This is a genomic window from Cedecea neteri NBRC 105707 = ATCC 33855, assembly GCF_001571265.1.
GTDB lineage: Bacteria > Pseudomonadota > Gammaproteobacteria > Enterobacterales > Enterobacteriaceae > Cedecea > Cedecea neteri.
The window spans coordinates 1-22320 of the sequence record NZ_BCTL01000033.1 but is presented as its reverse complement, the minus strand read 5'-3'; the positions used below and the strand labels follow the sequence as shown (position 1 = coordinate 22320).

Annotated in this window: 14 protein-coding genes and 2 pseudogenes; 8 read left to right on the top strand and 8 right to left on the bottom strand. The window is 45.9% G+C overall.

Annotated elements, in window-relative coordinates:
• Positions 1-525: 525 nt before the first annotated feature.
• The 5 genes from phaC to CNE01S_RS25295 form a co-directional block, all read right to left on the bottom strand.
• A complete protein-coding gene (gene phaC, locus CNE01S_RS14455) occupies positions 526-2259 on the bottom strand; it encodes a class I poly(R)-hydroxyalkanoic acid synthase (RefSeq protein ID WP_061277002.1) in 1734 nt (577 codons plus the stop codon).
• Between the two features lie 60 nt (positions 2260-2319).
• The gene (locus CNE01S_RS14450) at positions 2320-2667 is read right to left on the bottom strand and encodes a phasin family protein (RefSeq protein ID WP_061277001.1); all 348 of its coding nucleotides are present in this window, start codon (positions 2665-2667) and stop codon (positions 2320-2322) included.
• Between the two features lie 67 nt (positions 2668-2734).
• The gene (locus CNE01S_RS14445) at positions 2735-3937 is read right to left on the bottom strand and encodes an acetyl-CoA C-acetyltransferase (RefSeq protein WP_061277000.1); all 1203 of its coding nucleotides are present in this window, start codon (positions 3935-3937) and stop codon (positions 2735-2737) included.
• A 26-nt stretch (positions 3938-3963) separates the two neighbouring features.
• On the bottom strand, positions 3964-4710 hold the full coding sequence (locus tag CNE01S_RS14440; protein ID WP_061276999.1) for an SDR family oxidoreductase: 747 nt from the start codon (positions 4708-4710) through the stop codon (positions 3964-3966).
• A gap of 964 nt (positions 4711-5674) precedes the next feature.
• A complete protein-coding gene (locus CNE01S_RS25295; protein WP_138089327.1) occupies positions 5675-5869 on the bottom strand; it encodes a hypothetical protein in 195 nt (64 codons plus the stop codon).
• 1303 nt (positions 5870-7172) lie between these two features.
• On the opposite strand from CNE01S_RS25295, the gene CNE01S_RS14430 reads away from it, so the two are divergent.
• The 4 genes from CNE01S_RS14430 to CNE01S_RS14420 all read left to right on the top strand — a co-directional run bounded on the left by CNE01S_RS14430 (position 7173) and on the right by CNE01S_RS14420 (position 9552).
• Positions 7173-7451, top strand: coding sequence for a hypothetical protein (locus tag CNE01S_RS14430; protein ID WP_138089326.1), 279 nt, complete (start codon positions 7173-7175; stop codon positions 7449-7451).
• Complete coding sequence (locus tag CNE01S_RS14425) at positions 7432-7974, top strand: hypothetical protein (protein WP_061276996.1); 543 nt, start codon at positions 7432-7434, stop codon at positions 7972-7974. The genes CNE01S_RS14430 and CNE01S_RS14425 overlap by 20 nt, the downstream gene beginning before the upstream one ends.
• Positions 7975-8743: 769 nt before the next feature.
• Complete coding sequence (locus tag CNE01S_RS25290) at positions 8744-8860, top strand: regulatory protein GemA (RefSeq protein ID WP_245874543.1); 117 nt, start codon at positions 8744-8746, stop codon at positions 8858-8860.
• Between the two features lie 245 nt (positions 8861-9105).
• Positions 9106-9552 (top strand): phage baseplate assembly protein domain-containing protein, encoded by a 447-nt coding sequence (locus CNE01S_RS14420; protein ID WP_061276995.1) that lies wholly within the window; start codon positions 9106-9108, stop codon positions 9550-9552.
• 2063 nt (positions 9553-11615) lie between these two features.
• Here CNE01S_RS14420 and CNE01S_RS25770 read toward each other — a convergent pair.
• A pseudogene (locus CNE01S_RS25770) lies at positions 11616-11998 on the bottom strand (IS3 family transposase); the annotation flags it as partial.
• A 1206-nt stretch (positions 11999-13204) separates the two neighbouring features.
• Here CNE01S_RS25770 and CNE01S_RS14415 point away from each other — a divergent pair.
• A complete protein-coding gene (locus CNE01S_RS14415; RefSeq protein ID WP_061276994.1) occupies positions 13205-13900 on the top strand; it encodes an FCD domain-containing protein in 696 nt (231 codons plus the stop codon).
• Positions 13901-15412: 1512 nt separating this feature from the next.
• Here the strand turns inward: CNE01S_RS14415 and CNE01S_RS14410 are convergent.
• Both CNE01S_RS14410 and CNE01S_RS14405 read right to left on the bottom strand, forming a co-directional pair.
• The gene (locus CNE01S_RS14410; RefSeq protein WP_061276993.1) at positions 15413-15895 is read right to left on the bottom strand and encodes a hypothetical protein; all 483 of its coding nucleotides are present in this window, start codon (positions 15893-15895) and stop codon (positions 15413-15415) included.
• Complete coding sequence (locus CNE01S_RS14405; protein WP_082763225.1) at positions 15892-16638, bottom strand: winged helix-turn-helix domain-containing protein; 747 nt, start codon at positions 16636-16638, stop codon at positions 15892-15894. The genes CNE01S_RS14410 and CNE01S_RS14405 overlap by 4 nt, the downstream gene beginning before the upstream one ends.
• A gap of 1567 nt (positions 16639-18205) precedes the next feature.
• Here CNE01S_RS14405 and CNE01S_RS25985 point away from each other — a divergent pair.
• From CNE01S_RS25985 to CNE01S_RS14395, 3 genes and pseudogenes are all read left to right on the top strand, one after another.
• Entirely contained in the window at positions 18206-18421 is a 216-nt protein-coding gene (locus CNE01S_RS25985) for a lipoprotein (RefSeq protein ID WP_156479830.1), read from the top strand.
• 936 nt (positions 18422-19357) lie between these two features.
• Positions 19358-19471 (top strand): annotated as a pseudogene (locus CNE01S_RS25765) (IS6 family transposase); the annotation flags it as partial.
• Between the two features lie 817 nt (positions 19472-20288).
• Positions 20289-20498, top strand: coding sequence for a hypothetical protein (locus CNE01S_RS14395; RefSeq protein ID WP_061276990.1), 210 nt, complete (start codon positions 20289-20291; stop codon positions 20496-20498).
• The last annotated feature ends 1822 nt before the right edge of the window (positions 20499-22320 follow it).

The following is a 22320-nucleotide window of genomic DNA, read 5'->3' as shown; positions in this document are numbered from 1 at the left end:
GGACAGTCTGCAGAGGCAGGGGATGGCCACACATCATGCATTTACCGGTGTCTGAATTCATTTTATGCTTCATACAAACTCGATACTCCTGGGCACGCGCCCTTTTCAACCATCAGCATCCGCAGGGGTGGCCGTAACGTGTACGGCCTGGGCAGGAAAATACAGACGTTCCCACCCGGCGCATTGCCGGGGACATCCCGGCTCCCCGAAGGCACACCGCACGCGATAAGAAATCGCCCCGGGGAGGCATAAGAATTCCCCTCTTCAACGAAGATAGCCGTTTTATCCCGTCACTTCTGCTGAGTATGAGAGGGAGGAATCAATATTTCTTTGGTTTGTTTATATAGTACAGATAGCTCATTTCGCTCATCGTCAGAAATGGGAAGCATCAGCAGGACATCATTCAAATTCCGATTAAAGTGCGTGACCATAAGATCAATAAAGAGAATAAAGTCTTTCATCTTCTTATTTCCTCCCTTTTTGAAGACACCATATACACTTGTCATCGCGCTTTATTGCATCCTCTTAAACCAATTTTTCCATAACATATTCACCCGGTGCTGCCCCCAAAACGGGATGCAATTCATTCCCGGTAGCATACGCGGTCACCGGTTCTTTTTTCTCTGTTGCTTTTAACCAACGGCCCCAGTGCTCCCACCATGAACCTGCATGCTCATGCGCATTCGACAACCACTGATCAGGGCATTCAGAGGGTTGCGAATTTTCCCAGTAACCATATTTTCCTTTGGCAGGCGGATTAATAATCCCGGCCACATGTCCTGATTTCCCCAACACAAAGGTGGCATGCTCTTTAAAATATCGGGCCCCTTCGTAAACGCCTTGCCACAACGCAATGTGATCTTCCTGCGTTGCAACAAAATAAGCCGGAATATCCACCCTTGTGATATCAATATAGACGCCGCCAATTTTGCACGACCTGGGCTGGACAAGACGGTTTTCAAGGTAGAATCCCTGGACAATATCGTACCAACAGGCTGCCGTCATATTTGTGCTGTCACTGCTCCAGTAGAGAAGATCAAAACTGCTCAGCGATTTTCCTTTGAGATAGCGATCGACGTAGTAATTCCAGTACAACGTATTCTCACGCAATAAATTAAATGTCACATTCAGCTGTCGGCCATCCATGTACCCCCGCTGCCGGTTCTGTTCATCAATCACGGCGATCAGTTGAGGATCGCAAAACACCTCCAGCTCACCAGGCATTGAGAAGTCAATAATGGTTGCCAGATAGGTCGCACTCTTAATGTGTTTTTTCATCCTTCTGGCCGCGTAATAAGCGACCGACGCCGCCAGTAAGGTGCCACCAAGGCAATACCCCACCGCATTAACCTGATCGCTGCCGGTAATGCTTTCTACCACACTGACCGCTTTGACCACGCCATTCAAAACGTAGTTTTCAAAGTTCGTATTCTGCTGAGAGTGATCCGGGTTTTTCCATGACAACATGAAGACACAATGCCCCTGCTCAAGAAGCCACCTGACCATCGATTTTGTTTCACTGAGATCGAGTATGTAAAACTTGTTGATGAGCGGAGGAATGATAAGCAATGGCGTGTGTTCAACCATTTTTGTTAAAGGCCGATACTGAATAATCTCACAAATTTCATTCCTGAAAACCACGTCGCCCGGGGTTGTCGCCAGATTTTTACCCGGCATAAAAGCTGTTTTACTGACTTGCCTGACATTCAGTACCTCATTACTGCACCGGGCATCCTCGAGCAGATTGTTCATCCCTGCGATCAGATTTTCTCCCTGCGTTTTCGCAGTCAACGCAGCAACCTCAGGGTTGGAAAAAATAAAATTAGCCGGAGACAACGCACTCAAAAACTGGCGACTGAAAAATTTCAGGCGCATGTTGAGCGTTTCATCCTGGCATTGTAATAACGACACACTATTTTCAATCAGCTGACTGATGTAAAGATAATGATCTTTGATGCAGGTATAGGCATCCGCATTGTTCCATTCCGGAGCCGAAAACAGCTGTTCTTTGTCGGTATAGCCAGCCCCCGACATCAGCTCACTTTGTCGCTGCCACCAGACCTGCCATCGCTCATTCATGCCCTCAGACATCTGAAACTGCAAGGCCATCGCCGCGCTCAGATCCCCCATATTAATCTCATAGAGTTTGTTTAATATCGGTGAAAGGATCCCACCTGGAGAATGAGGGTTATCGTCAGCCCCTCCCTTGCTAATGCGGATGAGGGCATCAATATAATTTAACATCAACGTTCCAATCATTGTGCTGTCTCTTTATGATCCGGCCTTACCCGGTATCCCCGAATAAGGCCGGAGACGTTATCATGCAGATCTTACCTGCGCTGTGGTTTCAGAAAGTATCGCATCCACTTCTTTTTTAAACTGCTTTGCGATTTCACTGTATCGATGGCAATCGTCAATACACTGCTGCGTCACTTTTGCCAGGCTTTGTAAATGCTGGCTGTTGAAACTCGTGAGGGAGGAGAAGTCTTTCACGTTACTAAGCGCCGTCAGCGTCGTCGTGCCTTCCTGGCTATAGGTCTGCAGTGCGTTGACATTCATCTCCGTCAGAACCTGAATTTTCTCTGCCACGAGTTTATTCAGCCGGGTATAAGGACTAAAGATTTTTTCATATTGCTCAGAAAAATTTTTGAAAGCTTGTGTATACATATCCATAATTCCTTAATTAATAATTAAACAGCATCACAACTGTAAAAGAGAATTACCTTCCAAAAAGCTAAAGACTTTTCAGAATAATGGCCGTTCCCATACCACCGCCGATACAAAGCGTTGCCAGTCCATGTCGGGCTCCACAACGCCGCATTTCATAAAGCAAAGAAACTACGATCCGGTTACCCGATGCCCCCAACGGGTGTCCGAGCGCGATAGCACCACCATTAGGGTTTGTTCGGGCCAGCAGGGTGTCGAAAGACACCCCCGTCTCCCGAGACAGCTCCTGCAGCACACCCAGGGTTTGGGCGGCAAATGCCTCGTTACATTCACAGATATCTATCTCATCAAGGCGTAATCGGGCTCCTGCCAGCGCCCGGAGGGTGGCCTGAACCGGACCAAGCCCCATAATTTCTGGATCCACACCAGCCTGGGCGTAACTGAGTATTTCCGCCATCGGCTCCAGCCGGTATTGCTCAACTGCCTCCTCGGACGCAATCAGCAAGGCGCTGGCCCCGTCATTCAAACCTGATGCGTTGCCGGCTGTCACAGTACCTTTCGCGCAAAAAGCCGGGGTCAGGCGGGACAGTTTGCTCAGTGTGGTGTCGGGCTTAGGGTATTCGTCCTGGTCTATCCGGCTCACACCATGTCGCCCCGACACCTCAACAGGAATAATTTCCTTTTTAAATCGCCCCTGCTCTAGCGCCGCCGCCGCCTTGAACTGACTCAGAAACGCAAACTGGTCCTGCTGCTCACGGCTGATCCCAAGCTTCACCGCAATATTTTCCGCCGTGAGCCCCATGTGATACTGGTGGAAAGCATCGGTAAGTCCGTCGCTGATCAGCAAATCCTGCAGCTCAACGTTACCCGGTCTGACACCGCCACGTACCTGCGCATCCAGCGCGAACGGAATGCGAGACATATTTTCGGTCCCGGCGGCAACCACAACGCGGCTCTCACCAGCTTTGATATGTGCACACCCCTCCATCACAGCCTTCATTCCGCTGCCACACACCATGTTCAGGCTGTAGGCCGGGACATGGTGAGGAATACCTGCCTGCACAGCAACCTGCCGCCCGATCCCCATCCCCTGGCCCGCGCCAATCACGTTGCCCACAATGACCTCATCTACAATGCCAGCATCAATTCGACTATCGGCCAGAGTCCCCTGTATCGCGGCAGCGCCAAGCGTGACGGCAGGCACGGTGCTGAACGCCCCCCTAAAACTGCCTATCGGCGTACGCTTGGCCGCAACAATAAAAATTCGCATTTGTTTCAACCTTCCAGAAGTACGCCTCAGCGCATGTACAGACCACCGTTGACAGAGAGTGTTTCGCCGGTGATATAAGCCGCTTCCCGGCTGGCGAGAAAAGAAACTGCAGCAGCGATCTCATCAGGCGTGGCCAGCCGGCGTACCGGTATTTCTTCTGTAATTGCGGCGAGAACATCAGGCTTCATGGCTTCCACCATCGGGGTACCGGTATAACCTGGTGCAATGGCATTAACCGTGACCCCAACCTTAGCGCCTTCAGCCGCCAGGGCTTTTGTAAACCCAATCACCCCAGCTTTTGAAGTGGAGTAATTAACCTGACCGAATTGCCCCTTCAGCCCATTCACGGATGAGATATTGATAATTCGGCCATACCCTCTCTCACACATGGCAGGAAATAATGGACGCGTTACATTAAACAGACTATTTATGTTGACATTGATGACATCAACCCACTGAGAGGCTGACATTTTTTTAAACGCGACATCCCGGGTAATACCGGCATTATTGACCAGAACATCAATATATTTTTCAGTCGCCAGTATTTTATTGATATTCCTTTCACAGCCATTGGTATCTGTGACATCCATGGGAAGTAATGTAACGTCTTTTTCAGAATACTCTTCTGCTCTATACCACTTCTGTGCAGCAGACTCTTCCGCCGGAGAATAGGCAACAATCACCCGAAACCCGTCACTCACTAATCTTCTCGTAATGGCGGAACCAATACCGCCATTTCCCCCCGTAACCAATGCAACATTATTTGCTGCCATTCCACCTTTCCTCATCTTTACTGAAAAATACGACAACCCAAGCCTAAACCAGACTCATATTGTCTTTACTTGCATTCTCTTTCATAAAAAATATAATATTTTCAGTTATCGAATCCTTGTTCATACCCCTTAATGTTTTGATGAAATGAACAAATCATTTATAACCATTACAATTTTTCACGCAAGAAAATATTATTATCCATTGACATCGATCAATTTAATTAAATTTAAAAAAACAGCACGCATCATATATTAAATGAATACAGGAGAAACCCACTACAAAGAGAGACATTACTTAAAAGCAGGAAGACAATTTTGAAGAAAAAAGACGCAAGTCAAGAAATAATAAAAATGGTCGACAGACCAGATATTGATATCAGAAAGAATAGTCTGAAAATGTGTCTCAGCCCCTTTCCGGCCATTTTCATTTATCTGTTATAGCTTTTAGACGCGCCGTTACGACATTCCTTTCACATGCAGACTGGACAAAATGTTAAAACCATATCGGGCAAACACCGCCATTGCTTCAGGGGCCTTCAAATAGCTATAAAAGGCATCAACAACGGGTCTCTGAAATCCCGGTGTTCAGGAATAAAATCTGCACTTTACATCAGGGCATATCCAGTCGATTTAATTCACAACTCAGAAAAAATAATGTGACTATATTCAGGAATGGAAATCTGGGGCATCTGTGAGGCCGGGAACAACTTTTCGCCGATCGAGCTCGTCTGAAAGACTTGATCGTTTCGACTTTTATGTATCATAATTCTGCACTCGATTATTCTGAAATTAATACCATTTAAATTGATTTAAATAGCGAGAGCGCAAAACTTTTCGCTGCCTGTTTATTAGCCAAAGGCCAGAAAAAAACCTGACAAAATACCTGCCAGAATATATTTCATCTAACCTGTTTTTTGCAATATTGGCTAGATCGTTTTCGGTCATTTGTAATTCGCTATCAGTGTCACGATCTCTTTTCTCCTGTGTATTCAGAGCCGCTTCCTGGGCCGGGTCTGGCTGGCTTCAAAGCATTTTCCCCTTTACTACGGGAGCGACCTCTGTTGTCTTCATCAAGAAAATAAACAACGATATCAACACCTTTCATTTCCACCTCTTCAAGTAACCCTCGTTTTTTCTCTTCACAAAGAAACGAAAGCATCTCCATCTGAATTTGGTCTGCATTACTTGAAATGGTTCATTTCTGGTTCTTTATCTCAAGCACTGGCACCTCCCCGGTACCATTTAATAACCAGTCCATTGATACCCCTTCGACTTCTGCAATCTTTAACAACTGTCTATGCCTTGGCGTGGGGGCAATGCGCAAGGTGCCCACATGGGAACAGCGGACCGAATCTGGTTGAGCATGATAATAACCGGCCGCACAGCAGCCTGCCGGTGCTGGAAAGTGGCGAGCACTGCTCTTGTGGCATGACTTAACCTTCTGATTAAGATGGTTAACATTGAGATAGATTATCTCACAGCCGCTGAGCCGCATGAAATGTTCCAACCAGAGAAGGTCGGCCTGAGACCGCCATGGAACAGTGGGCTGGCAAATTGAAGGTGATGGCGCCCGAGATTAACGGTGTGATGCACACGTGGAAGCGCGGTAACGAATGGGAGGAGTATGCGTTATGGCACAGTATGATACTAATGCCCACGACATTGATCTTGTGGAATACACCAGGTTCACTGTCCAGCGTGGCGTCCATTGGGCATACGTCTTACGAGAGTTCATCGAATGTTTTCACTGGGACACCAGGCCAGCAGGCATTTACACCGGGATTATTGTAGTACCACCTGAACAGGTTGCAGAAGTGAAGGCAGTGATCCGGAAGAGTGTCCCTGCAACATGCCGGGTAGACGTAAAACCGGAGAGGGGAATAGCGATGGGTAAAATGGCGTTCGTCTTTGATTTTCCCGATGGGAAGGAGCGCCCTTCAGTGCGGGAACGGATATTCTGGGCGGAAAGATTGGGATGGCTGCCTCGCAGGATATTAGCGAAGATACCCGCTGGCGAACCGGGGAGCCCCCCTTTCAGACTGCGAGGCCGGAGTGGCCCACGGCGGTTACGACTATCACATTCTGTGGTGTGCCTCTAATAACGGGGAAATTTACGACCCGTAAAATGCTGGGCTGCCGGATATCATTCAGTGGCTTTCGGTGCCGGTACCCACGTGGATACCAGAAGAACTTTTGGGTAAAATTTAGTCTCTTCGTTCACCAGCGTCATACGCAAAAAAATCTCAATGCCCGGACTGTGAGGCTTTTATTTTGTTGACAGGTCATTCAACTTTCCAGACATTTCTCCTGATAACTGTTGCGTTAAATCAATAATTCTGAAGTTGCTGGCCATTCATAGTGACCTTTATTCCAGCGTTGATTAAAGTGCGAGCACTAACAAACCTCGCCCTGAGAATTAGTTTTATAACTGGAGGTTCAATATGTTAATGCTGAGGCAGAGAGTGGAAAAAACAATTGCAGCTCTCATCGTAGCCTATGCTGCCTGGTTTTATATGGATCTTAATGCCAAAAATATTTATGAACAAATCTATTACATTCTCCGTTTAATTGCCGCGACTGCTGGTATAGGGGTGCTGGTTTGGTTTGTAGATGGCGCATCTCCTGCAGTTACAAGACCTAAATCACATGAATCTATCGATAAGAAATCAAATGATGATTTATGGGCTCAAATTACAAGTGACGCCACGGAGTTGCTGGTTGATGAAAAAATACATAAATAAAATAAGATTGCTAGTTTTGCTCTTAATTATTGGTTTTTACTCCTGGTTAAGAACTCCTTCAAGCGACTGGAATGTAAGCGTTACGGATGACGCTTTTTCAGATGCGAAAAGTGTCAAAATCGAAACTTCTCATGGCCCCAACACTTTGATCTTGGTATGCACCCCAGAGGAGGTTAAAGTTGAATTTGGTTCAAATGGTAAACCATTTCAGCTTTCACCCGATGTGGGGGTGTTATCTTTTAGAATTGATGGTGGGCAGCCAGTCAAGGTGACGGGTGTATTATGGCAAACTCGCGATAATTACTCCTATGTACAGATGTCTACAAAGGGCGACGAGGATGAGAGCAGTGGCATTAACCATCTTCTTTACCAGCTTCACAGCGCAAATGCAGATGTGATCGTTGGATTTCGTGGGATGAGCGAAAATATGGAGGAAAAATTCGGCGTTCGGGGGGTAACAAAAGCAACAAATGAATTCATAACCGAATGTAAAATCACATTAAAATCTGATCACCCGGAGTAACCTTGCGCATCAAAATAACCCAAAATCCCGCCATCATGCGGGCCCTTGGGTTATCGAAAATTTTCCCCGCATCACATATATGTACGATATGTCGTGTTTAGGATATTTCTTTATGTGGCCGTTTACGAAAACGTGATTTTACTCGCGAGAAAATAATCATCATTTTCTTACCTTTGGTGTTGCTATGTTTTGCTTATATCTGTTTTTGTTGTGTCTCTGTGTTGCAATTGTATCTGTTTCGCTAATCATTGGTTTGATTCCTGTATGGTTAAGCGACAACTGAAAATGAGCATTTCATGAAAATACTCGCCATCGTTATATTTACTGTCACGTTGTTACCGTTTACTGCTCTGATGCTGGCCTTCGCGCTCCGGGCGCGTTAGTGGGCTGTTCCGGAGTTGTTCGAACTAAAGGTGCGTATAGTGAAAACTCAGGCAGCAGTTGTTTTGTCTGTGGAGGTAATGATAACGCCCTCCGGCATGAGTCTCGGCTGATACGTTCTGACCTTCTAGCGGTGCTAGCAGGTCCCTGATTTGTTGGAAGGATACGATATGGAACTTCGCATCATGATTATGTACATCCTTGTGATCATTTGGGGGATCGTCTGGGTGAATGACGGTCGAAAAAAGTGAGCATGGACTTTATAATTGCCATGTAATCCAATTTGACCGTTAATACTGAACACTGAACTGGCTCAAAACCCCGCCCTCGTACGGGTTCTTTTATTACAGTCACTTCCGCTTTTTCTCCCGAATTTGAGGCCATTTCCATGAGACGTAATCCGATCCGCCTCACCCACACCGGTAAAACCTGCCTCAGATGGGACGATGAAACCTACCGCGATGTACTGGCCTGTGAGACCGGGAAGAGTTCGGCGAGCGACTGACGATGCTCAGCAATATTGAGGCCCTGCTGGTGGAAGCAGGCAGCCTCTCATGACCGTACTCACGCTGCAGCTGGATAGCTGATACGTCCCCCGCGCTCGCGCCGTAAACTCAAGGCTAAGGGTAAGTGCTGCTGTGGAATACCTGGCAGGATATACACTGATGGATTTTACCGCCTGCGGCGGCCCTTAGCGCCATCCGTCGCCCGTTCCGGACAAAACCCACGCGCATAACCCCTGGAGAGGGTGTGCAGACCACCCCGCTTGAGGGTATGGCCCCGGAAACCTTTCTGGATGTGGAGCGGTTTCAGCACTACGGCATCACCACCCTGCCACCTGAAGGGGCGACGGCCATCTACACCGATGAACGGGCCTCCATTATCCTGAAGAAAGGCACAATCCTCGAGACTACCTGCAATGACTGGCACCTGAAATGCAAAAAAGCCGTGATTAAGGCGTCAGACAGCATGATGGTGAAAACCCCGAAGGTGACCGCGACTCAGAAGGTCACCGTGCAGAGGCCGCTGACTGGCCAGAGCGGCATGTCTGTGGGCGGGGACAATGATCAAGGTTCAACAGCCACAATTATCGGCAATATCAACTACGCCAGCGGCACCATTTACAGCGTCAAAATCGGCACCCACAAACACGACCATGCCGGACGGAGAATCCGGCACGCCACACAACTAACTTGATCCGCCTTACCAGAATACGGCGGGGTATGGTATTCCCTTCGGCATTGAGCAGTATCAGCAAATGACTGAACAGACGCTGAGTTCTGCCATGCAGGGTAAGGTGATCATTTCGGTTAACAACCGTCAGGCAATAAGAGACGTCTTCAGTGGTTCGGTTACGCAACCCGGAGCACACGCGAAAACTGCCCGATAGTGTTCAGTCTGACAAGACTGAGGTTGGTCTTCTCAGTTTGCGGGGCATCCTCACTCTTCAAGGATCTGAATGTGCTACCTCTTCTCGGTAACGGCAGTGAGTATTTCGACGAACTGGGCTGAGCTTCAATGATGCTATTCGTGAGGTCAGACCTGATGGGCGCAGGTTTATGGTAATTGTGCTCTTCGATAAACATCCCTGCGTAAAGAAGGAATGCTTCAGCCTGCTCTGGCTGCTAATGGTGAGTTCGGGGGACTCTGACGTATATCATGGCCCCTTTCTCTTCAATCGTGATTTTTATATCAACACTATTATCAAGAGTTGCAGTAGTCTTGTGGAAAACATCGGTATATCAGAATCTGTAGCGGCCTTAATGCATGTTGCATTAATGGCAGGCTCCTGTTAACCGAAAATTTTAGTGACCAGAGAACAGGATGTGATTTCTAGCGCATCTTTTTGTTCCGCGTATCTACATAAAGTGATAGCAAAAATCGGTAAGGTAAATAGTACCGACCAGATCCAGAAGTATTTTATCCCCCATTAAAACAGCTTGCTCTCTGCCACAAATAAAGAGGGTACAAAACGATAAACTAGCATGATAGAGAGGCATAGCCTGCCTCATGAGGATTCTTCCGATCCTGAGCGAGGATGCACGTCATCGCCAGAAAAACCAACAGGAATGCATACGGTGCTACCAGATTTGCAACCAAGTAAAACACTGATGATATTGCTACAAGGATAACCGGAAGGTTGGGGGTTTCTTCGAATCAATCCCATTTGCTTCCATAAAAATCTCACTTTGAAAGTAATTTAATGTGAATACTAAGCCACTGGATATTTGCTTATCTTAGTTTGAATCATGAAGAACTGGTGAGCTTACGCGTTGCAACAGTCATGTCGGGATATTTAAAAAGTCGCAGGGAAATTACCATTTGATTATATAGAGTTTTAAAAGTGCTGTTATTTAAGTGTATTTTGCACTCTATCATGAGTTTCCTTGAATAAACAATACTTTATAAGGAAGTACAAAAACGTTTTCCACTCTACACACCAAAATAAAATTAATGTGATAGTTTGACACCGCCAGAAAGACAGTGTTGGGATACAGCCTCACCATACATGTCCTCACGATAGGGCTGTCTTCGTGATCAGCAGACAGGAAAAACACCAGAACAGAAGCCACAGTATAATAAAAATCTGCCGTCCGACATTTCATGGATGAAGATATTTATTTAAGCCATTGTGCTGACAAAAAAATCATACCTTTTGACACAATCAGTAGTGAGACAGCATGAAATAAAAAAGCACCATCGAATCCGATGGTGCAAATAATTTAGTCAACCTCAGCAAGATTCTACATATAAAACGAGAAACCCATGTCGAAAAGCAGATTACCTCGTGCTATTATCTATCACAAGAATACGTAACTAAAACTAGGACCATTCTATTAAATATATTATGCGTTGAATAAAAATCCGCAATTGAATGACATTGGACAGATAAGAATCTGTGTGCGACATGGGTCTTTGACAATAAAAAATTTTCCTTGTGATAGCAATTATTCACACTCTGAATATATTTAAAAATGAAACCACCTTCATTTTCATGGCAGGAAAACGTCCTGCTCGGTCCTGCTTTGAGCTTGTGTGAGATGTTTCATTACCAAGGTCACGCACTGATTAATCAGTCAGGCATCCGTTGCGGTTAATATGATGGACCAGACTGAGGTCCCCTGCTGGCAGCGCCCCTTCACATCACACCCGAGGTGCGCCGTAGCGCTGCTTCGCCATAACGAAGGCGTTACTGTCGATGTTGTCGCCCCTGCCGGAAGCACTGGCAGGAACGATGACTCTGTGCCGGTTTCGCCAGACATACCTGTCACTGCGCGCCACACGCAGTACCCGGCACATGGCTTTAATGCTGAATTCAGCCAGGTGTTGTTCAGTTAAGACAGACTTCACTTCAGGCGCTTCGTGTAGTCTGTCGTGACTTTTTGGAGAATGGTCAGCTTCTCGTCTTTCTCAGCCAGCTGATGTTTGAGGTTAGCAAACTCAGCCGCCTGTTCGCTCTCGCACTCAGAAGACGCTGCCTGATTCTGCTGCTTACTACGTCAGGCATAGCCAGGATTCATAAAGACTGAGCATGGGCAGCAGCAGCGATGCCAATGTGCTCCGCAAGTTTCAGCGCTTCGTCGCGGAACTCAAGCGCGTGCCGCTTTCGGGGCTTTTTTATGGTTGATACGGACTTTGTCATGTGAGCTACCTCTGTTGAAAGTTTACTCGCTAAGTCGCATGTCCACTATTGCTGCGTAAGATCACACGCCACATCGCTCTGGTTACGACAAAGGGGAATCCATAACAAATTTAACGACAATACGGGGCAAAGTGGATGAAACAGGAACATATGTCGATGACCAGGTGATGTGCAACTGGTTTAACCATCTTGTTAGCAGCGAGGCCATCACCTCAGAACGCTAAAAACTAAAGGGCCGACAGTGTCTATAGAAACCGTCTACACGTTACCTCTGAAACCGAAGGCGGAATAAGTAACTCCAGCACGATCTTGCCTGAAAAATATAGATCCTATACCGGCTTCAAGCCCAGGAAACAGCAAGTCGGCCAATGTTGAAGCCAAACCCCTTCCCCCGTGATATTGACAAATCAATGATAGAGCGTTCGCAGTCATTATTCCTGCATTCATTAACGGGCACCGCACTTCCACATCTGTGCACCATACTGCGTGCTTTGGGATGACATAAATCTTCATGTAAAAATTTTTACTGACGCATATTTTAATATATCCCTTATCATTCATTTCATGCCCGCGTTTTTCAGCCCCGGATCTAAAATGGAAAAAATGCGCCGCGTTAGAATGCAGGAATAATCCTATTTTTTATTTGAAATCGTGGAGAGATATGCAGAGGGGGTATATTTTACAGTGGTTCATTACTGCTGATATTGATGGATTTGAAAGCGGCCAGATCAGGCGATCAGTGCCTCTGTGATTTAGCGCTATATTTCATTGTTTCAGATCCGACAACTTCCACGCGGCCTCCCTTGCGGAAGAGGCCCTTCGTTCATCGGGCATGATGGGTATCGACATCCAGTAAATATGCATCGTTTCCACACAACTGCCTGTATTCTGCAACCGGGTACGAGGAGGGGGGAATCGGGCTATTTCAAAAAAAACATAGGGTATGGGATAAACACCATTTTTTATGGTCTGCACAGCTAATATGATGTTTCTCTATGTACTTCAATCAATCTCAGGTTGCTGGGACAATATATACTTGGCTCATTTTTAAAAGGAAGATACGTGGTGTCTGAAATACAGAAGAGAGAATGATATATTTATCAAGTATTATCTCAGCACGCCTGAGAACGGTTATATACAGCATATATTCATTCCACCTCATCACCGCATACATAAGTTATGCAACGACATCAGTAAGGTAGTTAGATGCAGTTTCAGATAGAAAAACTTAATATGGGTAAAATACCCAGACTAAATCTTGCTGCGCAAGTTGAGCAGCGGATAAAGAATTTTCTCATGGTCGGCATACTGAAACCCGGTGAGCGTCTGGTCACCAGAAACATTGCAGAGCACTTGGGTATCAGTATTACGCCAGTGCGGGAAGCCCTGCTCCAGCTGGTATCATCGGGTGCACTGGTCGCCCTGCCCGCACAGGCCTTTTTGGTACCCGAGATGACGCTAACAAAATACAAGGAAATCACCGCTGTACGTAAAAATCTTGAAATGATGGCGGTGAGAGAAGCAGCCTACTCCATCACACCCAGCGAACTGGCCACGCTTCATCAGTCTTACATCGCATTACGGGACGCCTGTACAGCAGGTAATACCGAACAATCCCTGCAGGCTAACTTTGCGTTTCGTTTCCAGTTGTATGATTACGCAAGAATGCCAACACTCCTCACCATGATTGAACAACTTTGGGTGCGCACGGGCCCCAGCTTTAACTATATTTGCGCAGATAATGGCGAGACACAGATACACCATCACTACGAAAACCTGCTCAATGCGTTGTACCGTAGAGATGGGGAAAAATGCGCAAAAATAATAGAAAAATCCATTGATTGTGATGCCACATTGCTCATACAGCGCATTAAGTCAAATAAAATGACGTTAATTTCATAGAGTCCATTTTTGTACGTGACCTCGTCTGTGTCAGACACTACCAATGCACTCACTTACCAGCAAGACCACACTGGCGCGCTTCATGTTCTCAGTCTGGTTTTGTCTGGTAAAGCGAGTCTCATCTTCGAGGCTGAATGACGTAAAAAGCGGGGTGTTTTATGTTCTGTGCAGACGCCCGGTCGGTATCAGATAATTAACCCTGGTATTCCTGACAAATTTGGTCACCCCATTATGGGTCTTACCGTCGCATCAACACGTTGGTGGTTTTCTTCCTGCCAACCTAGGCACAATCCCGGTGAAAGCCTGTGATATACGCACTTTCAAAAATCTCTACAAGGGACAAGCACTACCGGAGTCACTTATTAAAAGAGAAAGCTTAAGGCAAAGAGGGTGTGAGCGCCAAAAATATACATTTTTACAATGAGATATGCATAATAAGGTGGGAAATACCGTTGCCCCGTATGGGCTGGCCGGTACCCTCCGGGGCCCACAAACGAAAATACACATTTCCTGCCCTTTCTTATGACGGATCCGGTACAGGGCCTAAATCTTCCACAGCGAGCGAAGGAATGCCAGAGGGTACCCGTGCAGCTAACTCGATACGAAACCCCACATTGCCGCCGCCAGTCATGACCTTCATAACACGGCGTATCATTTTTCCGGCAGGTTACTAAAAAACAGACAAACAGCGCCGCACTCCCATTTATGGCGCCTGAATCACGCTGACGAAGGAGTTTATCGTTCACAATCCTGTCTATCTTTATCCAGCGGGACATGGCATCACAGAAATATTCAATGCCTGAGACGGCTTTGTACTGGAAACTGACAAGGTCTCTGATAGGGTAGTCGGCACTTTTTGTCATGTGGTACATATCGGCAATCATCCACTCCGTGCTCGTGTGGGTCCCCCGGCCGCATTCTGTTTACGGGACAACGTGAAGCATCGTTCACGTGTGGTAATCGTATGATCAGCTATCGTTTTTTCGAACGCGACGATCATCAAAAAGGAATTGCCTGCCTGACAAGCTCAACACTCACCCTAACAACCACACCCCCGCCATATTGACCACCAGAGCCAGAACCACTGGCAGAACAGCCTCCTCCGCCGCGACAGTAAGTGCGCTCTCTGCTAGCCCATCCCCTGACCCAGGCTGAAATGCCCTTACGGAGCAACCTGGTTAACCAGATCACCAGCACAGTACACAAACGCATTCGTGCCCCAAACAGACTTCGACTGTCTGAGGCGCAACAGTGTCCGGGGGTCGGGCCGTAAGCTTAATAGCCATTGCCCAGATACCCGTATTGCTGTGAAGTGCCCGCCGTATACCCCATTAATCCTGAAATGCTGTTTATCACATCGCATCCCAGTGAAAGAAAATCAAGACGATAACCCGGTGGGGCAACCGGAGGGAACACTTTATAAAATGAAAAACATTCGCAATCAAAAATGACGGTTCATGCCATAATGCCGGCACCACAGAAAACCATCCATCCTGTGGACACAGGATACAATTAATGATCCTCAGCGTTAATACTGTGACAAATGAACACAGGAGAATATAGATTTTTTATCACATAAGAATTGCGGGTATTCTTTCTTATTGAGATCACGGAGACAGGCCCCAGAATATAACGTAAAGCTAAATTATCAGGCAAATTATCCCCTGTAAGAGACGTGATTGATTTTGTTTTTAACTCATAAAAATCGTCAGAAAATCCTTCTGTCATCTCGGCATTCACCCTGAATACCTTTTGTACTGCAAATGTTTTATCCGTATCAATAAAAAGTCCATTTACAGATAAAAATTCATTATTTTTATCGAAAAAAAATGTATAGACTCCCTTAAACTCAGGAAGGGTCTCATTATCGCCAAAAACAAAATGGACCTGCCCGCGACAATGCAATCTCGAGTTCTGATCCTGGTGAATATAAAAAACAGATATAAATAAAACGATAAGAGCAGATATGATATAAAAAATAACTTTAATTTTCATTTTTTACCTGCCGAGTAATAGGTGTTATTGCAAACATAATCCTGTTTCATAACGCTACAATGTGCAAAAAATTGTTTAGACTCATAAACGTTCATTTGCGATTCAAATTCTGGCTGTTGTATTTGCACAACTATTTTATCTCCCTGATTACATTTTATTCCATTTTTTTTAATGAACTCTCTGGCTTTCATTAAATAGTATGAAATAATTTGTGCCGATTTATTATCATCCCAAGTGTAAATATTACATCCCTCGACACTCCCGATAGCAAGAGGCTGATTGTCCTTACGATCAATGTATTCCCGGCCTATAAAAAAAAGTGAAAAGATGAGTAAAACTACACCAGAAGCAACAAGAACTCGCGTTTTCGATACGAATGTTCGTTTTTGGGCGGCGGGTGCAGGTGTGTACTCACTGTCCTCCAGGACCTCCACTGGTGCAGAAAAGACAATACCCTGCTTGGGCTTCGTCAATATAATTTCGCTGGATAATCCATAATCGGAAAGGCATTTTCTGAGATAGCTGATTTGCTTTGCCAGACCCGGTCCCGAGGGGATTAAACCGTGTGATTCCCATATGTGCTGGTACAACTCTTCCCTTGTAACGAGTTGCTCATTATGGCTGATAAGGTAGTTCAGTAGGCGTAACGGGACAGGCGAAAGCGGCATTTCTGTTTCATTCAGACCCGGAGTGGTTAATCCATTGCTGTTAACAATTACTTTTGCATCAACTAGATATCTCATACTACCCACTGTTATAAATTAGGACTATTCTATATGATAAAGCATTATCTAACCATTCGGGTAATTACCTTATTGTTTTTATGCCTTTAAGAGCAAAACTCTATTACATCGCTGAAAGTCCACTATCAGATACATCCTGATTGTTCAGTTATCTGCACTCACACGGGTTATCATACACCGCGTTTGCGTGCGACCATCAGCGACATAATTAAAAAAAAACATTACAATCAGTAATCTGAGAATTTCTGGTCTTTTCTCTATACCCGAATTTACAGCAGCAATGTCAGCACACGGTATTCTCGTCCAGGACTGCAAATCCGTCGCCCGTAATGATTAACGCTGAGACATAAGCTCAAAGCGATAGGCCGGTACAGAGCCCCGTCGAAAAAATAGTGCTTCACCCCCCGACTGTCTCTATTTTCGGGATATGACTCCATCAGGCAGGGAATAGCCAGGGACATCGGCCAGAGCATCAAACACAAAGTGAAATCGCTATACTATTCATTTACTTTTATTGTCAGCCGCCTGCTCTTATTGTTCAACGCCCGCTCTTTTCCGTTTGAGATATACTCTTGCAGGTACCCTGCCTGTTTTATAATTCAGGGACTCAACATTTACGTCACGCACTGGTTACGACTTTTGTTACCAAACCCCACGTTTATCTCTCCATCGCGGCATGATAAATGCCGGGATCAGGGCCGCTCACAACAAAAAGTGATACCGGTCATCTTTCTGGAAGGTTCTTCACGAAATCGATGTCCTCCCATCCGCCATTACGCAAACGTTGCCGGCTCAAAAAATGCGGCATATCGTGCCTTTGTCTAGCCTGATTATCAGGTTCAAAAAATAAGATATTTTCAATATAAACATGAAAAGGATGAATATTTCTTAAATCAGATAAAAATTAAGATAATTCTTCACTACCCGCAAAATCTACATTGGTGTCCATGTCGCTGACCATGCGACTTCCGGCAAGATCGTGTGTACCTATGTTTGACTTGTTCCACACCTTTCTGATTTGAAGAGAGATATGGCGGCTCGTTTTATGTCGCCTGGTATGTAACGTCAAAAAATGAGACAAGGGGGATCCTGGATAAACAGGCTGGTGGGTTTTCATTCACATCCACCCAGCAGGATCTCCAGTCGAACCGGGGCAATGCCTTGTGGCTCCGGCCATGTAGTTTCTGGTTACGGCAAATGCTCACGGAGCCAGTCCAATACGGTCCGAGAATGTTCCTGGTTATCTGACCTGTGACTTGATGGATTATGATACTCTGCGTAAAGTGAGCCTGACTAACTCGTCACCGTCTGCAAAACAACGCATGATAAGCACCAAGTTTTATTGATGCTCAGATTCAATATTATGAATCCCGGTATATTCGCACTCTCATCAGGAAAAGTAGCATGCTGATCACTTATTGAGATACATGCATGACATTTTTATTGCACGTCTCAACTCTGGTATAGCGGAAAAAATGCTGACTTCGTTCATGAAATTTTTTCCCGTTTTCAATCTACAAAGAAACAGCAGCTTCTGAAATGAGATGCTTTTTGATTTTAATCGTATATGAGAAAAATATTTATCTTACTCGTACATGCGCTGCTGCTCAGCGGATGCACTGGTAGGTATAACAGTAACGTAGAACCACAATGTAACGATGATTCTGAGGTTATAATCTGTGACTGGGATAACGTAACAGACAGCTGGGATCATGTAGTAAACGTCAATCTCTCAGACAATTCAGATTCGGCCTCATCTGTGTTGAAAGAGCGGCACAATTGAAAATATCAGGCGGATAAAATTTATGATTAAGAACAAACTAACCTTAATGTATAAAAAATGTGACAGCATTAGATCCATTTTTTGGGCAGTGATTTTTATTTATGTGCTGCATATTATCCCGACCCTTGCCGAAAATTTCAGAAATGCCACAACACTGCTCCTCAAAGTTGGTTATATCATTGCAATGATTGCCTGTTTAATAACGATAACATCGTGCATAGTTTTTTTCAGAAGGAAATGGTTTAACAACTGCCATACGCCCCCCAATAATCCTGACTGAACACGACAACAGTCCGCCAGCGTAAAACCTGGATGAAACTGTACGGTAGGAGCTCCGGGGAAAAATGAAATGCGGCATCATTTAAGTCATCATCAGTATAACCGCCCTTCTGATATTCACATAAAAAGGCCCTTTTCTCTTCACTAATCGATGCTATACGTATCCACTGTATACCCCCTCCCTCCCCCCGGATTTGTCCGTCAGAAAATACAACAGCAGCAAAATATAGGGTTAACTCGTACCTCCGAATCGCCCGGGCAGGCAGAACATCGGATGAAAACAGCTTAACGATAAAGACAGGCTGCGAGCCAGAGGTTGGGGTGAGACCGGTCACAAGCTGTTCTGTTTACCCACGCCGGGCTGAAGCTAAACTCTTTCCCGTTCCACAGCCCTCTCCTCGCTACGCTGACGACTGGAAAAGTCCTGGTTTTAATCAGGTTATACCACCCTGCGCTACAATTATCTTCCACAGTAGGTGCAGACTGGTATCGTTCAATGAGTGGATACTCGTCTGGTATGTAGGTTGCTATTGACGTATTTGGCCCTGTCCTCAGGACAGGGCATTTTTATATCCTTCACTTTGCAGATGCCCGGCACCGCTGGCCCTGACACTTTCTGGTTCCTGCTGTTTTCGCGATAGTTTTCATCTTAGTCATCTGAGACTATATCCCGTCGATATTATCGCTCAGTGTGTTTGCTGGTATCTGGGTTTGCGAAACCTTGAAGAGCAAGTGACATCGCGTGGCCTTATCGTTGACCATCGAACATTACAATGACATCGTCGGCTCATCCGTCTGGTGCCTTTTTGGGATAAATACTCTCGCCGACACAGGATAAACTGGCCACTCTTCCACCCCTGGCATCACGGTAATAGGAAATCTCCACATTCCTTCTTCTACCACAGCGTTGCGCTGGAATGTCGATATCAATATGTCTTGCTTATACGGGATATCGGCACGTTAGGCTGCGATGTTGTTCACAACTCATTTTATTCCCCGAATAAGCCAGCTGGAGCATCCTTCCCAGCAGGCTGCCCTTCTGCTGACCAGTGCGAGCTGCTGGTCGTTCAGCCTCTTAACGATAAACTTTTCGCCAAAAAAACTATTACGAGTTCCGCTGCAGTTGCCAGCGCCGTTAATAAGCAGGCAGAATACCTTAAAATTATTTCCGGGATAATGTGTATCAGCCCGAGTCCGCAATGCGTTCACCCCTATATTTCTTTTTCCTCACAGGTATTGTGAGCGGAAATTGATTTTCTATCGCCCCGGTACACAATATTGTAGGGCCCGACTCGCTGTAACCCTGCCCACACAGGTCACCGTAGATGATACCCGATCTCATTTTATATGACCCCAGCAGGCATGGATGTTTAAACTCCGGCATGAACTCGGGAGGCTGCACGGCGAGTCCTGGAACAGGAAGCCCCTTCCATCATTAGTCTCCCTAAAGGCTGTTTACAGCGTCTGAAAATAAATTATTTGCACTAAAACAAAAAATTAGAATTGGACGAAATGAGTCCAGCATAACTGGACAGGAAGATCTAAATATCCAGACTATTTAGTAGCCTAAATCTAAGAAGGAAAAATAATGCATCTTGAATTACCCGAATCATACACTGAGGCTCAGTTATCAGAACAAAAGGATCATCGTACAACCGAACTTCATCAGGAAATTCGGGAATGGATGTTTCTGTTAAAGCAGCTCGACACTTCCCAGCACACTGTCAGCCTGGTGCTGAGAGGATGCAAAAATGAACTCCAGCAAATTCGACGCACCAAAATCCACAAGACAGTGTAACCCAGCACAAAATACAAATTTACGGCAGTGATAAAGCATGCAGGCGAAGCAAAATAAGTGCTTTCGGGTGAGCGGCATGGGAAGCACTCATTCGTTGCTTCTGTCGCCCATGACGACAGTTCTGAGGAAATGCTGTCAGAGAATTCATATGTTCTGTTCCCCAGGGAGCGGTCCTCATCCGCGGCCGGAAATTTTTATATCGGGTGTCAGGCTGGCAGAGCGGGAGGAACGCCGGAACAGAACCCCACGCGAAAGTGAATCATGCCGGCGCATTCTCTATCCCGTTAATCTGGCAGTTGCACATTCTTCACCAGTCTCCAGGGAAACTGGCCATATAAAGAATTTGTTACGGCAGCGAATCGAAATGAAGAACTTATTAGTCTACATCCGGCAGACAACGTGACATGTCTATCGGTATCGCAAACGCCCGGATAAAGATCCTTGATGATTACGACCGCTAACGTTCTGCGCCCTTGAGAACATTGAGACCTCTTTTAGATACACGACAGGAGAGTGCCGATGGATTTTGTCCCCTCACAATGTCAACGAGACCTTCCTCCGCCAGGTTGTTAACCATTTTCACTACATACCTGAAACTGGGTGTTTTTCTCCACGTAAGAAGACGCTCCAGATTCGTAATGCTCCAGTCACCTTCTTCACTGGCTATCACTTTGAGTATGTTGAATTCTGTGTTCGTTATCATATTGACTATATATCTGATGGAATCACTTTCTCAGACCCCATTGATTTAAAACCCCCGGCGTAAGCTACTGCACATGAAGTTCTCACGCTCCTCCCCGCCGCGATCTTCCTGTTGATCGTTGCCTGATCTCAACTGACTAATATTCGATATACTTCAGTTGCAGTTCGGTGCAGAAAATATAACGGGATGATATTTCACTCTACAGTTAGCTCTAAAAACCAGGACTTTTCTTGTCTGCCGCGTCCGCTTTGTGAGTGCCATCGTAAATAAACCATCGTCATCTGTGGAAAACCGTCACATGCTTATCCGTTCCGAATTTGCATGACGCAGTAGTGCAAACCATCAAGCCTGTCAGGGATGGGCCCCAGAAAATCTGTCACATACAGGATCCAGATAGTCAGTTGCATTTACGCGATCGGTGATACATCAGGCAAATAGGATGCTCTTCGGATACGTCGAAGATAAACCAGGACTTTTCTATCATGGGTTGAACCCTGCTCTCACCGTCGCAGCCTCCATAAAGACAACAACAAACTGGGACTCGCGGTTTCAGACGCTTATTGCAGACAGAGATGAACATGACGGGCAGCCAGGACGGTTCTTTGCAGCGATCCAACCCTTAACCGGATCAGCCCTGCCCGTCGTCCCCATGAGATAAAACCTGTGAATGTCAGCTTTTAATAATGTTAAAAATTCAATAAAATACAATCAGTTAAATTTTACCATCGGTGATTTTAAAAGATCATCTCGCAAAAAAAGATCTACACCGGAATACACAAAGTTATCCACCGATTCTGTGGATAACATCGGCCCCAGCAAATGTCTTATTCTTGTCGGGGTAAAAGTCCTTACCCCTTTGTTGTAACAACCACTGTAAAGAGCACGATCTCCCTTTTTCGGTCAGCCAACCACTGTCAGACGTAGCACCCGATACAGGAAAACAACCACTATAGAGAGCTATACGCCTCTCCCGCGGTCTGCCAGCCACCGTAAGGAATAACTCTCGTGGGAAGACAACAACCACTGTAGTGAGCAGCACTCTGTCCTGGCAACCGTACGTACGCCCACGTCAGGGAAACAACCACTGGAGTGAGTAACCTCCTCTCCTGTCCGCCGGAT